This is a genomic window from Catenulispora subtropica (genome assembly GCF_039531675.1).
Classification (GTDB): Bacteria; Actinomycetota; Actinomycetes; order Streptomycetales; family Catenulisporaceae; genus Catenulispora; species Catenulispora subtropica.
The window spans coordinates 24929-38042 of record NZ_BAAAQM010000052.1 but is presented as its reverse complement, the minus strand read 5'-3'; the positions used below and the strand labels follow the sequence as shown (position 1 = coordinate 38042).

Annotated in this window: 14 protein-coding genes; 5 read left to right on the top strand and 9 right to left on the bottom strand. The window is 71.5% G+C overall.

The genetic code is table 11. From position 1 onward, the window contains the following. Window positions 1-78 precede the first annotated feature (78 nt). Together ribH and ABD466_RS34000 are read left to right on the top strand one after the other, a co-directional pair. Complete coding sequence (gene ribH / locus ABD466_RS34005; protein ID WP_344661344.1) at window positions 79-564, top strand: 6,7-dimethyl-8-ribityllumazine synthase; 486 nt, start codon at window positions 79-81, stop codon at window positions 562-564. 56 nt (window positions 565-620) lie between these two features. Then, entirely contained in the window at window positions 621-890 is a 270-nt protein-coding gene (locus ABD466_RS34000) for a phosphoribosyl-ATP diphosphatase (protein WP_344661382.1), read from the top strand. A 48-nt stretch (window positions 891-938) separates the two neighbouring features. Here the strand turns inward: ABD466_RS34000 and ABD466_RS33995 are convergent, their stop codons facing one another. The 5 genes from ABD466_RS33995 to ABD466_RS33975 form a co-directional block, all read right to left on the bottom strand. After that, a complete protein-coding gene (locus ABD466_RS33995; RefSeq protein WP_344661343.1) occupies window positions 939-3689 on the bottom strand; it encodes a cell wall-binding repeat-containing protein in 2751 nt (916 codons plus the stop codon). 121 nt (window positions 3690-3810) lie between these two features. Next, on the bottom strand, window positions 3811-4356 hold the full coding sequence (locus ABD466_RS33990) for a PH domain-containing protein (RefSeq protein WP_344661342.1): 546 nt from the start codon (window positions 4354-4356) through the stop codon (window positions 3811-3813). Window positions 4357-4390: 34 nt separating this feature from the next. Further along, window positions 4391-5254 (bottom strand): ATP phosphoribosyltransferase, encoded by an 864-nt coding sequence (gene hisG, locus ABD466_RS33985; protein ID WP_344661341.1) that lies wholly within the window; start codon window positions 5252-5254, stop codon window positions 4391-4393. Between the two features lie 122 nt (window positions 5255-5376). Beyond that, complete coding sequence (gene leuE, locus ABD466_RS33980) at window positions 5377-6042, bottom strand: leucine efflux protein LeuE (protein WP_344661340.1); 666 nt, start codon at window positions 6040-6042, stop codon at window positions 5377-5379. 43 nt (window positions 6043-6085) lie between these two features. Next, window positions 6086-7867: an AMP-binding protein gene (locus ABD466_RS33975; RefSeq protein WP_344661339.1), complete on the bottom strand. Its 1782-nt coding sequence runs from the start codon at window positions 7865-7867 to the stop codon at window positions 6086-6088. 126 nt (window positions 7868-7993) lie between these two features. Here ABD466_RS33975 and ABD466_RS33970 point away from each other — a divergent pair, with 126 nt between their 5' ends. Both ABD466_RS33970 and ABD466_RS33965 read left to right on the top strand, forming a co-directional pair. Beyond that, window positions 7994-9016 carry a ketopantoate reductase family protein gene (locus ABD466_RS33970; protein WP_344661338.1) on the top strand — a complete coding sequence of 341 codons (1023 nt, stop codon included), beginning with the start codon at window positions 7994-7996 and terminating at the stop codon, window positions 9014-9016. 88 nt (window positions 9017-9104) lie between these two features. Next, complete coding sequence (locus ABD466_RS33965) at window positions 9105-9599, top strand: SigE family RNA polymerase sigma factor (RefSeq protein ID WP_344661337.1); 495 nt, start codon at window positions 9105-9107, stop codon at window positions 9597-9599. Window positions 9600-9641: 42 nt separating this feature from the next. On the opposite strand, the gene ABD466_RS33960 is transcribed toward ABD466_RS33965, so the two are convergent. Next, window positions 9642-10049 carry a hypothetical protein gene (locus tag ABD466_RS33960; protein WP_344661336.1) on the bottom strand — a complete coding sequence of 136 codons (408 nt, stop codon included), beginning with the start codon at window positions 10047-10049 and terminating at the stop codon, window positions 9642-9644. On the opposite strand from ABD466_RS33960, the gene ABD466_RS33955 reads away from it, so the two are divergent. Continuing rightward, window positions 10030-10479: a DUF4232 domain-containing protein gene (locus tag ABD466_RS33955; RefSeq protein WP_344661335.1), complete on the top strand. Its 450-nt coding sequence runs from the start codon at window positions 10030-10032 to the stop codon at window positions 10477-10479. The genes ABD466_RS33960 and ABD466_RS33955 overlap by 20 nt on opposite strands. Here ABD466_RS33955 and ABD466_RS33950 read toward each other — a convergent pair. From ABD466_RS33950 to ABD466_RS33940, 3 genes are all read right to left on the bottom strand, one after another. Continuing rightward, window positions 10476-11672 carry a lipid-transfer protein gene (locus ABD466_RS33950; protein WP_344661334.1) on the bottom strand — a complete coding sequence of 399 codons (1197 nt, stop codon included), beginning with the start codon at window positions 11670-11672 and terminating at the stop codon, window positions 10476-10478. The two genes, ABD466_RS33955 and ABD466_RS33950, sit on opposite strands and share 4 nt — an antisense overlap. After that, window positions 11669-12115, bottom strand: coding sequence for a Zn-ribbon domain-containing OB-fold protein (locus tag ABD466_RS33945; protein ID WP_344661333.1), 447 nt, complete (start codon window positions 12113-12115; stop codon window positions 11669-11671). Before ABD466_RS33945 ends, ABD466_RS33950 begins: the two co-directional genes overlap by 4 nt. Window positions 12116-12244: 129 nt before the next feature. Continuing rightward, window positions 12245-12823 (bottom strand): MarR family winged helix-turn-helix transcriptional regulator, encoded by a 579-nt coding sequence (locus ABD466_RS33940; RefSeq protein WP_344661332.1) that lies wholly within the window; start codon window positions 12821-12823, stop codon window positions 12245-12247. Between the last annotated feature and the right edge of the window lie 291 nt (window positions 12824-13114).

Below are 13114 nucleotides of genomic sequence, written 5' to 3'. Positions count from 1 at the left end.
GCCGGTTCTGGAAGACTTTGCCGCGCGCACCACAACGGCACGCGCGGCAGCCACTAACGCACGAGGAGTGAACAGAACGTGAGCGGAGCGGGAGCGCCGGCCATCAGCATCGAGGGCGGCGCGGACCTGAAGGTCGCGGTGGTGGCCGCGCAGTGGCACACCCAGGTCATGGACGGGCTGGTGGGCGGCGCCGAGAAGGCGCTGGCCGAGATCGGCGCGGCGCACGACCTGTTCCGCGTCCCGGGCTCCTTCGAGCTGCCGGTGGTGGCGCAGGCGCTGGCCACGTCCGGCGCCGGCTACGACGCCGTGGTCGCCCTCGGCGTGGTGATCCGCGGCGGCACGCCGCACTTCGAGTACGTCTGTGCGGCGGCCACCGACGGCCTGAACCAGGTCGCCCTGGACTCCGGCACCCCGATCGGCTTCGGCCTGCTCACTTGTGACACCGAGGAGCAGGCGCTGGACCGCGCCGGCCTGCCGGGCTCCCGCGAGGACAAGGGCCGCGAGGCCGTCGAGGCCGCGGTGGCGACCGCCCTGGTCCTCAAGCAGATCGGCGCGGCGCAGTGAACGCCTCGCCCACCGCCGACGAGCCCGTGGAGGTCCGCGTGGGAACCGCTGTCCCGATCACCGCGAAGACGTTCGAGACCCTGTTCGGGGAGCTCACCGCCAAGGCCGAGCGCGGCGAGGAGGGCTCGCGCACCGTCGAGCTGCTGGGCCTGGGCGTCCACGCGATCGGCAAGAAGATCGTCGAGGAGGCCGCCGAGGTCTGGATGGCCGCCGAGTACGAGGACGAGGACCGCACCGCCGAGGAGATCTCGCAGCTGCTGTACCACGTGCAGGTGCTGATGCTGGCGCGGGGCCTGGACCTGGACGCGGTCTACAAGCACCTGTGAACAGGCTTTGTGGAAGGGGCCCCGCGACGCGCCGGGGCCCCTTCTCATCTACTGGACCTTGCCCTTCACCGCAGCGGCGACACTGCTCACGACCGTGTCCGCCACCGCCTTCGGTCCGCCGAAGACCGTGACCGCGCTCAGCGTGTTCGCCCACTGCGCCAGCCGGACCCGTGAGGGCTCGGCCAGCGTGTCCGGCTCCGTGATCAGCAGCGGCATCCCGGCGTTGGCGGCGTAGGCGCCGCCGGTGAGCGCGTCCGGGAACGACTCGCCCGACGCGACGCCCAGCCCGGTCGGCGCATGGCCGGTCACCCGCGCGATCACGTCGGAGACCGCGGCCGCGGTCTCGTAGCGGGTGGGCCCGGCCAGGTCGTGACTCACGATGCGGCCCGTCGTATAGATCTTCGCCACGGCGCGCTGCGCGGCGCCTCCGACCGGATCGATGTTCTGATGCGACCAGACGAACCCGGCCACGGCCGGGTCGAGCGTGTCGCCGTCGGACAGCACGATCGGCGCGTTCTCCACCGCGCCGAGCGGTCCGGCGGCCAGCGCGTCGGGGAAGTCGCGGCCGGTGGCGACGATGACGTGCGACGTGCCGCCGAACGCGCCGGCGACCGCCAGAGAGGTGCGGTAGCGGTCCGCGCCCTGATAACGGACCACGGTGTAGCCGGCCTTGCGCAGCCCCGCCTCGACGCCGGGCGACACGGCCTTGTCCCCGCCGAGGATGTACACGGTCTTCGACGGCCCGGGGCCGCCGGTGGCCCGATCGATCTCGGCGCGCGTCGCCGCGTCGAGCGCCTCCGGGTCGGTGAGCAGCAGCGGCCCGTGGACGTGCGCGGCCAGCGGGACGCCGCTGAGCGCGTCCGGTGCCTGGTCGCCGCGCGCCAGGACGACGGCCGAAGCGGATCCCGGCTTCCACTGTGCCTGGGAGACCAGGCGCGCGGTCTCGTAGCGGTCGGTGCCGCCGATGCGGTGGACGGTGGGGGAGGAGGGAGCGGGCGTGGTCGGGGGAGTCGTGGGCGGCGGAACGGGCGTCGGTGGTCCGTAGACCGTGATCTGCTTGACCAGCGGCCCGGCCGCCGGCCAGCCGTCCTTGTCCGTCGCCGTGACGGTGACGGTGTAGGTGCCCGGCTTGGTGTAGGGGTGTGTGACAGTGGTGTCCGAACAGCCATATCCGGGGGCGTAAATCCACATCTCGGCCGGGGACCCGTCGCCGAAGTCGGCGGAGATCGACCCCAGGCAGGGATCCGCGGCGGGAGCCTGGACCTCGGCGGTGACCTCTCCGCTCGGTCCGTACACGGATCCGCCCTCCCACAGGAGAAGCGTCGGTAGCGGCCATACCCGCTTGGCGACCGCGACCGAGAACCCCTTCTTGGAGGTGTTCCCCTGGCTGTCGGTGGTCGTGACGGTGCCTTCGTAGGTCTTGTCCTCGGTGTAAGCGTGCGTAGGCAGTGGTGCCGTGGCGGGGTAGGGCAGGGTACCGGTGGACGAGCCGTCGCCGAAGTCGACGGAGTAGCTGACGATCGGCCACCACGCGCCGCCGTCGCCGGTGACGTCCACGCTGACCGTCCGGTACGTCGCCGGAGTCGTGCCGGTGGTGGCCGTGATGGTCGGGTTCGGCGCGGCATAGCGCGTGTATTCCAGCGTGCCGCGGTCCGCGTAGCCGATCGGGCCGCTTCCGGTGTCGGCGACGTGCGGATCATCGACCGGCGGGTTGCCGACGGCGTCGCGCGCGGGTTCGTCGCGCGCACCGGAGTCGCCGGAGTCGATGGCCGGCGAGGTCGGAGCCAGGCCGAAGTCCGCCCGCAGGAACGAACCGGCCGCGAGCGCGCTCGCGAAGCCGGGGTCCACGCTGAGGTCGTGGGTCCCGTGCCCGGCCGCGTCGAACGACGGCCCGTCGGGGATCGGCCCGCCCTGGAGGACGATCGTGTCGGCTCCGGGCGTCGCGGTGAGAATGTTGGAGTCGACGGTCGGCCAGGTCCCGGCCCCGGAGACGTCCACCACCAGCGCGGCGCCCGCGACCGCGCCACAGGTGCGGGCGTTGCTGTCGATCGTGTTGGCGAGGTTGACGTCGGTCGAGACGCCCAGCACCGCGATTCCGGCGCCGCAGTTCTCGTCGACGGTGTCCGAGACCACGTCGGCCGTGGCCGTGTCGGTGAGCCGGATTCCGCCGCCGCCGTTGGCCGCCACCACGGTGCCGGAGACCACGACCTGGGACGAGCCCTGGACGGCCAGCCCCGGTCCGCCGTTGTTGTGGATGCTGCCGGCAGTGATCGAAGCCCCGGTCACGCCGGTCAGGCGGATCGCGGGGAGGGTGGTGTCGGGCGTCGCGGCACCGATCTGCGAGCCTGATGCGCTGATGTGACTGAGTGCGATGCCGGACGACGCGTCCACGCGCACCGCTTCGCCGGCCTGCCCGCCGAAGCGGAGGTGGTCCACATGGACGTCGTGCTGTCCGCTGATGGACATCCCGTAGGCGCCACCGCGGATGAGGGCGAAGTTCCCTTGGATGGTGATCCCGGACTTCGTGACGTCGACGCCGCCGGGGAACGTCCCGCGCAGGGAGATGGTCGTACCGCTGCCCACGGTCGGTGAGGCCAGCGCGGCGGGCAGGGTGCAGAACGGAAGCGGGCCGGTGCCCGCCGTCGGTCCCTCGTCGCTGCACGGAGACCCCGACGCGTCGACGAACACTGTGTTCGCCACGTCGGCGTGCGCCGGCGCGGCGACCCCCGCCACACCCGCTCCCGCCGAAGCCGCCAACGTCGACACGGCGATCGCCGCGACCCGCCGGTACCTGCTCATCCCGCCCCCAGGACTCTGAGTCGATCACGCGGCGATCTTCGCCGCCGCGTGATCTCAGCAGAGCTTTGCGTCCCTTGTCAATGACCGGCGCGCCGGGGCTGATCGTGGACGGTCAGGAGCCTCAGTCGTCCCGCTCGGTCCGCGTGTGCTCGTCCACCAGCGCCCGCAGTTCGCCGGCCGCCCGGCGCGCCGCGCGACCGCCGGAGGCCTGGATCCCCATCGCGGGCAGCACCTCGCCGCTGTCCAGGTCCAGCAGCACCCACGGATCGCCGGGGCGCAGGTTCACCCGCACGATCTGTGCCCACTCCAGATGCTGGGTGCGGACCGTGTTCACCACCGTGACGCCGCGCTCGTCGGCGACGATCCGCGGGCGGGCCAGCAGGTACAGGCCGGCCGAGATCAGCGGCCCGATCGCGGCGAAGGCCACGCGCTCCGGGGTGGACCAGGCGGTGGGCCCGGTGTCCGGCAGTATCAGGGCGACGACGACCAGCGTCACGACGAGCACCGCGGAGACCGCGAACACGGCCACGCGGGTGCGGGTCGGGCGGAAGGTCGCCGGGAGCGCCGGCACGGTCTCGGGCACCGGGAGGGCGAACGGGTCGGGCGGTCCGGGCACCTGGCGGTCGCGATCGTGGTTGTCCGTCACCTGCACGCTGGTCCGTTTCATTCCGGTCATTCCGGGCTCGCCGAACCCATGACAGTTAAAGCCGACACGCGAGGATATCCGTGACGAGGATTCCCCTCGCACCCAGATCCCACAAGTCGTCCATCATGCGCTGCGCCTCGGCACGCCTGACCATCGAGCGGACCGCGACCCAGCCTCGATCGTGCAGCGGGGAGACGGTCGGCGACTCGATGCCCGGCGTGATCCGGACTGCCTCGTCGACGTGCTCGGCCCGGATGTCGTAGTCCATCAGGACGTACTCGCGCGCCGTGATCACACCCTTCAGGCGCCGTACGAACTGCTCCACCGCCGGGCTGTCCTCGGCCCCTATCCGCCGGATCAGCTGGGCCTCGGAGGTCAGGATCGGGTCGCCGAACACCTCCAGCCCGGCGTGCCGCAGCGTGGTGCCGGTCTCCACGACGTCGGCGACCACGTCCGCCACGCCGAGCGCGATCGACACCTCCACGGCGCCGTCCAGCTTGACCACCTCGGCGGTCACTCCGGCGGCGGCCAGGTGGTCGCGCACCACGCCCGGATACGCCGAGGCGATCCGCAGTCCGGCCAGGCCGGCCACCCCGGGCTCCTTGGCGACCTTCTCGACGGTCGCGGGCTGTGCCGCGAAGCGGAAGGTGGACCGGGCGAAGCCCAGATCCATGATCGCCTCAGCGCCGGCCCCGGAGTCCAGCAGCAGGTCACGGCCGGTGATTCCGACGTCCAGCCGCCCGGACCCGACGTAGGTGGCGATGTCCCGCGGCCGCAGGAAGAACAGCTCGGCGTTGTTGGCCGGGTCGGCGACCATCAGCTCCTTGCCGTCCTTGCGGGGGCGGTAGCCGGCCTCATGCAGCATCGCCGTGGCCGCCTCCGACAGCGATCCCTTGTTCGGCAGGGCGATGCGCAGCATGGTGTGACCTCTCGTGTACCGGTGGTTGATAGATCTCCAGTAGTAAGTATCGACTAACGCCCGAACCGGGCGGGAGATTGTTCACTCGGTGGGATGACCCCACGATGCCGCGGAGGTGGGAGCTACGCCCCCAGCGAAGCCGTCGCCAGCTTCACCGCGAACCCCACGAACAGCGACCCCACGCCGCCGGTCATCGACGCCGACAGCCGGCGCCGCCGCCGGAACGCCGTCGCCAGCCGGTTCCCCATGAAGATCAGGACGCTCAGATACCCGGCCGAGAACAGCATCACTATCGTCGACAGGACGACGAAGGCCTCGGCCGGATGGGCGGCGTGCGGATCGACGAACTGGGTGAGGAACGCCAGGTCGAACAGGATGGCCTTGGGGTTGAGCAGGCTCACGATCAGCGCGCGCCGGAACGGCCGCTCGGCCTCCTCGGCGACCGCCTCGGTGTCCGCGACGCCCTCCGCGACCGCCTGGCGCCGTGCCTTCCATCCCCGTACCGCGGCCCGCAGCATCCCGAACCCGAGCCACGCCAGGTATCCGGCGCCGAGGTACTTCACGATGTCGAACGTGGTCGGCGAGCCCTTCAGCATCGACGCGGCGCCCAGCGCGGTCAGGGTCAGCAGCACGGTGTCGCCGAGGAACACGCCGGTGGCGGCGCGGTAGCCGGTGCGGACGCCCTTGCGCGCGCCGACGGTCAGCACGTAGAGCGAGTTCGGGCCGGGCAGCAGGACGATGAACAGGGCGCCGAGCACGAACTCGGGGAGGTCGACGGTTCCGAACATGGCGTGAGGGTCTCACACCCCGCGCGGCCGCGCCGCGGGCGTTTCACCGCTTGAAATCGGCGAACGGATCCTGGTCCGGCGGCAGGTCCCCGAGTTCCGCGTGCTCGGCCGCGTGCTCCTCGCGCAGCACCCGGCGCAGCACCTTGCCGATCATGTTGCGCGGCAGCTCGTCGCGGAAGGCGAAGAGCTTCGGGACCTTGTACGGCGCCAGGTGCTGGTGGCTGAAGACGTCCAGTTCCTCCGCCGTCACCGCCATGCCCTCGGCGAGCTGGATGACGGCCTTCACGTTCTCGCCGCGGTACGGGTCCGGCACGCCGATCACCGCCGCGTCGTAGACCGCGGGGTGCTCGCGCAGCACGTCCTCGATCTCGGAGGGGTAGATCGAGAAGCCCGAGGCGATCACCACGTCGCGCTTGCGGTCGATCAGCGTCACGTAGCCGTCCGGGGACATCACGCCGATGTCGCCGGTGTAGAGCCAGCCGTTGCGCAGCGCCAGGCGGGTCTCGTCCTCCTGGTTCCAGTAGCCCTGGAACAGCTGCGGGCCGAACACCACCAGTTCCCCTGCCGCGCCGATGGGCAGCACCCGGTCCTGGCGGAACTCGTCGACGATCTTCACGTGGGTGTTCGGCAGCGGCAGGCCGATGGTGCCGGGGCGGGCGTTGGAGTTCAGCGGGTTGGCCAGCGTCACCGGTGAGGACTCGGTCATGCCGTAGCCCTCGGCCAGCCGGCCGCCGGTCGCGGCCTGGAAGGCGTCGATGGTGTCCACCGGCAGCCGCATCGCGCCGGAGATGCAGGTGCGGATGGAGCGCAGGTCGTATTTGCCGATCTTCGGGTGTTCCAGCAGCTTGCTGTAGATCGGCGGCACGCCCGGGAACACGGTGGGGCGCTCGTGCTTGACCGCGTCCAGCACCAGCTCCGGATCGAAGGTCGGCAGCAGGACCAGGGTCCCGGCCAGCAGCACGCCGGTGACCACGCAGAGCATGAGCCCGTAGACGTGGAACAGCGGCAGCACGCACAGCACCGACTCCTTGCCGGGCTCCGCGTGCGGGTCCCAGGCCCGGACCTGGTGCGCGTTGGCGACCAGGTTGCGGTGGGTCAGCATGGCGCCCTTGGGCCGTCCGGTGGTCCCGCCGGTGTACTGCAGCACCGCCAAGTCGTGCGCCGGGTCGACCGGGACCTGCTCCACCGGGCCGGGGGAGGTGGCCATCAGCTCCGGGTAGGGGATGGCGCGGGCGCCGGCCGGCAGCGGTGTGATCAGCCGCTCGCGCTTCTCCCGCGCCGCGCCCAGCGGCAGGTCGAGCAGCTTGCGCTTGAGGGCGGGCAGGAAGTCGGCCAGGCACACCGAGATGACGTGCTCCAGAGCGGTCCCGGGGCGCGCGGCGTCCAGGGTGGCGTAGGCGCCGTCGAAGACGATCGCCACCTTGGCGCCGGAGTCGGTGAGCTGGTGCCGCAGCTCGGAGTCCGTGTACAGCGGGTTACAGGCGACCACCACGGCGCCGAGCCGGAGGATCGCGAAGAAGGCGGTCACCGCCGCCGGGCAGTTCGGCAGCACCAGCGCGACCCGGTCGCCCCGCTCGACGCCCAGCTCCCGCAGCGCCCCGGCCAGCCGGTCGACGTCCTGGCGCAGCTGCCGGTAACCGGTCTTGCGCCCGAAGAAGACGAGGGCCGTCCGGTCGCCGAAGTCGTCGGCCGCGTCGTCGAGCAGCCGGGTCACCGGGACCGAGGGGATCGTGACGTCTGTGGGCACCCCCGCCGCGTAGAACTTCAGCCAGGGCCGTTCCGCGTACGGATCCGGATCGACTGGTGACGGTGTCGGATCGCTCACACCGGGAGTCAAACACGTATTGGTTTACTTGTCAGTAGAACCTGTGGACACAAGATCGCAAAATCAGCCGTTCTCAGGATGGACGGCTGCCCTTCACACAGCGGCCACGCCCGCTACAGTCCGAAGATGCGCTACATCATCATCGGCGCCGGCGCGGTCGGCGGGAGCATCGGCGGGCGCCTCGCGGAGGCCGGGCACGACGTGGTCCTGGTCGCGCGCGGCGCGCACCTGACGGCGTTGCGGGAGCACGGCCTGCGGCTGCTCACGCCGGACGGCGACCTGCAGCTGCCCATCCCGGCCGTGGCCGGCCCGGAAGAACTCGGCGAGCTGCGGCCCGACGACGTGCTGATCCTATGCGTGAAGTCGCAGGACACCGCCGCCGTGCTCCAGCAGTGGGCCGGACTGCCGGTCGCGGGCGGCGCCGGCACCGCCGCGGAACTCATCCCCGTGGTCTGCGCGCAGAACGGTGTGGAGAACGAACGCGTCGCCCTGCGGCTGTTCGAAAACGTCTACGGGCTGTGCGTGTGGCTGCCCTCCCTGCACCTGGAACCCGGCGTCGTGGCCGCGCACTGCGCGCCCCAGTCCGGCATCCTCACCGTCGGCCGCTACCCCGACGGCATCGACGACCGCATCAAGCAGATCGGCCACGACCTGGCCGAGAGCCGCTTCGACGCCCCGGTGGTCGACGACGTGATGCGCTGGAAGTACGGCAAGCTGCTCAACAACCTCGGCAACGCCTTCGAGGCCGTTGCCGACCTGTCCGCCGACGAGGAACTCGCCGAACGCCTCGTCGACACCGCCCAGGACGAGGGCCGCCGCGCCCTGAACGCCGCCGGAATCCCCTTCGTCGGCCCCGGCGAGCGCCGCGCCGTCCAGGCCGACCGCATGGACTTCGCCGAGATCCCCGGCACGCCGCGCGGCGGGGGCTCCAGCTGGCAGAGCCTGGCCCGCGGCGCGGGGTCGATCGAGACCGACTACCTGTCCGGGGAGATCGTGCTCGTCGGCCGCACCCACGGCGTCCCCACCCCGGTCAACGCCCTGATGCAGCGACTCAGCGCGCAGTTCGCGGCCGAGGGGCGGGCGCCGGGGAGTATGGGGCTGGGGGAGTTGGCCGAGTTGGTGGCGCGGGTGCAGAAGACGGAGGGCTGAGCCGCCGGCCGCAACCTCGCCCCGACCCTCCCCGTGTCTGTAGGAAAACGGAACGCGCACTGCGCGCCAGGGCGAAGGACGGGGCGGGATGGCCGATGACTCCGAGTTCGACGACTTCTACAGAGGTACGTCTCATCGCCTCCTGCAATATGCGTACGCGATGACCGGAGACCTGGGCACGGCCCAGGATCTGGTGCAGGAGGCTTACATCCGGGCGTGGCAGCGCTGGTCCCGGGTTCGGGGCTACGACCAGCCCGAGTCCTGGCTGCGGATGGTCGTGCAGCGGATGGCCACCGACCGGTGGCGCCGCCTCGGTGTCGCGCGGCGGGCGAGGGCCGCGGGCGCGTGGGAGCCCGGGCCCGCGGCGCCGGCGCCGTCCGAGAACACCGTCGTGCTGGTGCGGGCGCTGCGCGGGCTGCGAGAAGCCGAGCGGCGCGCGCTGGTCCTGCACTATCTGCTGGACCTTCCCGTCACCGACATCGCCGTGGAGACCGGGGCTCCGGTCGGCACGGTCAAGTCGTGGCTGTCGCGGGGCCGGGCGGCGCTCGCCGCGGAGCTGGAAGGGGTTTCCCATGCCTGCTGAGATCGAGGACTTCTTCCGGGGGGCGCGGATGGACCTGGCCGGTCAGCCCATGGCTCCGCCGGAGGAGCTGCGGCGGGTCGGGACTCGGCGCACCGGGAACCGGCGGGCGGCCGGGGCCGCTGTTCTCGCCGCGGCCGCGGTGGCGGTCGTGGTGGGTGTCGCGCGGTTCGGCGGCGGCGCCTCGTCCGCGCCGTTGCCGCCGGGCGCGACCACGACGGCGCAGTCGCCGTATCCGACTTCTGCGACGCCGAGCCAGGCGGCCACCACGGTGCCGACCACGCCGAGCAGCAACTCGAGCAGCAACCCGAGCGGCAACCCGAGTAGCAACTCGAGCAGCAGCCCGAGCAATGGCCCGACCACGACTGGCTCGGCGCAGGTGCCCGGGGCGACCGGGACCTCCGGCACGCCGGCCACCCCGCCGTCCTGCCAGATGAACCAACTCTCGGTCACCGAAGGCCACGGCGGCGCCGCCAGCGGTCTCGAAGTCGTCCCGCTGCTGTTCCGGAACACCGGCACCACGACCTGCCGCCTGCAGGGCTACCCGGAACTCGCGGCCGCGGACAGCTCCGGCAAGCAGATCTTCTCCGCCCGGCAGACGCCCCGCGGCCCGGCCGGCGGGCTGGCGGCCGGGGACAGTACGCCGCCCGCCGTGGACCTGAAGCCGGGGCAGACAGCCTCCGCTCTCTGGGAGTGGGAGGCGCCCGCCACTTCGAAGAACCTCTCGTGCGCGGCCATCGGCTCGGTCCGGCAGGTCCAGATCTCGCTGCCGGCCTCCCCAGGACAGACCACGCTGTCCTGGAACATCTCCGGCTCGTGCAGTGACGACCTCCAGGTCAACCCGTTCGTGCCCGGGACGACGGGACGGCAGGGCGGGAACTAGGCCCGCCCCACCACCACCGCCGCCCCGTGGCCGAACAGGCCCTGGTTGACCGCGACGCCGACGCGCGCCCCCTCCACCTGGCGCGCGCCGGCGTCGCCGCGCAGCTGCCATGTCAGCTCGCAGACCTGCGCGATCGCCTGGGCCGGGATGGCCTCGCCGAAGGAGCTCAGGCCGCCGCTGGGGTTGACCGGGACGCGTCCGCCGAGTGCCGTGACGCCGTCGTGCAGCAGCTTCTCGGCCTCGCCGGGCGCGCACAGGCCGATCTCTTCGTACCAGTCCAGCTCCATCGCGGTGGTGAGGTCGTAGACCTCGGCCAGGTCCACGTCCTCCGGACCCAGGCCGCAGGCCTCGTAGGCCGAATGCGCCAGGGACTCGCGGAAGGTCCGGGAGGCGGGGGCGGTCAGCATGGTCGAATCAGAGGCCAGGTAGGGGAAATCCGGAACGGTTCTCGGATACTCCGGAGTGATCGCCGAAATCGCGCGGATGCGCACCGCGTCCCGATCCAGCCGCCGCGCGTATTCCTCGGACGCCAGGACCACCGCCGCCGCCCCGTCGCTGGTCGCGCAGATCTGCAACAGGCGCAGAGGGTCGCTGACCATCGGGGAGTTCAGGACGGTGTCGGCGTCCACTTCCGCGCGGAAGCGCGCGTTGGGGTTCAGAGAGCCGGCGCGTGCGTTCTTTACTTTCACCGCCGCGAAGTCCGCCTCGGTCGAACCGCGCAATGCCATCCGCCGCCGCGCATACAGGCCGAAGTAGGCCGGGTTGGTGGCACCGAGGAGGCGGAATCGCAGCCAGTCCGGGTCGTCCGGGCGATCTCCTCCGACGGGTGCGAAAAAACCCTTAGGGGTGGTGTCCGCGCCGACCGCCAAAACGACATCGGCGAGGCCGGCGAGAATATGCGCGCGGGCCGTCGAAAGCGCTTGGGCTCCAGTGGCGCATGCCGCATAACAACTCGCGACCGGCGCTCCCTGCCAGCCCAGGGCCTGGGACAGCGCCGAGCCCGCGACGAAGCCGGGGTAGCCGTTGCGGATGGTCTCCCCGCCCACGACCAGCTGCACGTCCCGCCAGCCGATGCCGGCGTCGGCCAGGGCGGCGCGCGCCGCGACCAGGCCGTATTCGATGAACGACTTGCCCAGGGCGCCCCAGGGGTGCATACCGACACCCAGGACGGCGACGGAGTCCGGCCGGCTCATGCGGTGGGCCTCCAGTTCCAGACCCGTTCCTCAACGCCCGTGGAGGAAACGAGCACTCCGGGCGTCAGTTCCATCGCCATCCCGACGCGCAGATCGGCCATCGGGACGTCGGGGGCCACCTGTCCGAGCACGATCATCCGCTCGGCGGTCAGCTCGACGGCGGCCAGTGCGTAGGGGGAGAACTCTGTATCCGGCGGTCGCGGGTACGGCGGCGGCGGGACATACCGGGCATCGGTGTAAGACCACAGCGATCCGGTGGTGGACAACGGGTGAGGGCTCTGTTCCTGCCCGTCACAGTCCGGGTCCGGACAGCCCGGGATCGGGCGCGGGGGGAAACTCAGGGCGCCGCACGTCGTGCAGCGGCCGGCCAGCAGGACGAAGCCGTCCGGACCCTCGCGGAACCACGCGGCGGTCCCCGGAGCGGCCGGTATGCCGTCAGTCATGGATCTGACGGTATATCAGATTTCCCGCTCCGGGGAACGCAGCCCGCGTTCGTTTTAGCGAAAGGTCAAGACGGTGGCAGAACTCGCATGATGTGCGGTCGCGCTGTGCGCTCCGCGCCGGTGGGCTTCCTAGTCGTCGACGCCCCGGCGGCGGCTGCCGCGCTGGTCGTCGAGCCGGCCGAGCACCCCGGGGAGTCGTTCCAGCAGCCCCACCAGCTGGTCGAACTCCTCGTCGGTGTAGGACCGGCGCAGCGAGCGGTCCAGGGCTCGCACCCGGCGCTTGGCGGCCTCGTAGGCCTCCTTGCCGCGCGCGGTGACTTCCGCGTCGATGACGCGGCCGGCACCCCGGCCGAACTCGCGGGTGATGTAGCCCTTGCGCTCCAGCGCGGCCACCAGCCCGACCATGGCCTGCGGCGTCACCGAGACCGAGCGGGCCAGCGTTGCCGAGGAGGCGCGGCGCAGATGGACCAGCGCCTGGAGCACGCCGTACTGGGCCTCGGTGAGGTCGAGTTCGGCGAGCAGGCGCGTCATGTGCCGGGCGAGCTCACGGTCGCACATCGTGAGCAGCCACGGCAGGTAGCCCGTGGAGGGCCGGTAACGGACCGGGCGATGGCCGCGGCCGGCGAGCGATCCGCCGGAGGCCGGGACCAGTTCCTGATCGTCCTCGTCCTCGTGCTCGGCGGAGTGTGCAGATGTGTGTTCTGACACGGCGGGTGTTCCCCCCTTGCGTGTTGGTGCCATTCCCGTGCCGCGTTCCCGCCAACGCGGTGACAGCGCTCATGTTGCGCGTCGAGTGGAATGGACTTGTTCAAGCCCATCATATTCACGGAATGGGGGCTAGCACAGCGGGTGAGCGCTGTAGATCTGTGTACGCAGATTTACGGATGTTGAGAGCTCAACATGACGGCTATGCGCGCGGCGGCTACCGTGGGTGCCCACACCCGGAGGCGGGCGGGCGCGACAGGGCCCTGCGGCAGGTCTGAGCCGCAGCGAAGGTAG

Excerpts from the sequence above, each read along its gene's own strand:
- ABD466_RS33995 (WP_344661343.1), bottom strand. The coding sequence starts at position 3,689 with ATGAGCAGGTACCGGCGGGTCGCGGCGATCGCCGTGTCGACGTTGGCG.
- ABD466_RS33990 (WP_344661342.1), bottom strand. The coding sequence starts at position 4,356 with ATGAAACGGACCAGCGTGCAGGTGACGGACAACCACGATCGCGACCGC.
- hisG (WP_344661341.1), bottom strand. The coding sequence starts at position 5,254 with ATGCTGCGCATCGCCCTGCCGAACAAGGGATCGCTGTCGGAGGCGGCC.
- leuE (WP_344661340.1), bottom strand. The coding sequence starts at position 6,042 with ATGTTCGGAACCGTCGACCTCCCCGAGTTCGTGCTCGGCGCCCTGTTC.
- ABD466_RS33970 (WP_344661338.1), top strand. The coding sequence starts at position 7,994 with ATGCGCTACATCATCATCGGCGCCGGCGCGGTCGGCGGGAGCATCGGC.
- ABD466_RS33965 (WP_344661337.1), top strand. The coding sequence starts at position 9,105 with ATGGCCGATGACTCCGAGTTCGACGACTTCTACAGAGGTACGTCTCAT.
- ABD466_RS33955 (WP_344661335.1), top strand. The coding sequence starts at position 10,030 with ATGAACCAACTCTCGGTCACCGAAGGCCACGGCGGCGCCGCCAGCGGT.
- ABD466_RS33950 (WP_344661334.1), bottom strand. The coding sequence starts at position 11,672 with ATGAGCCGGCCGGACTCCGTCGCCGTCCTGGGTGTCGGTATGCACCCC.
- ABD466_RS33945 (WP_344661333.1), bottom strand. The coding sequence starts at position 12,115 with ATGACTGACGGCATACCGGCCGCTCCGGGGACCGCCGCGTGGTTCCGC.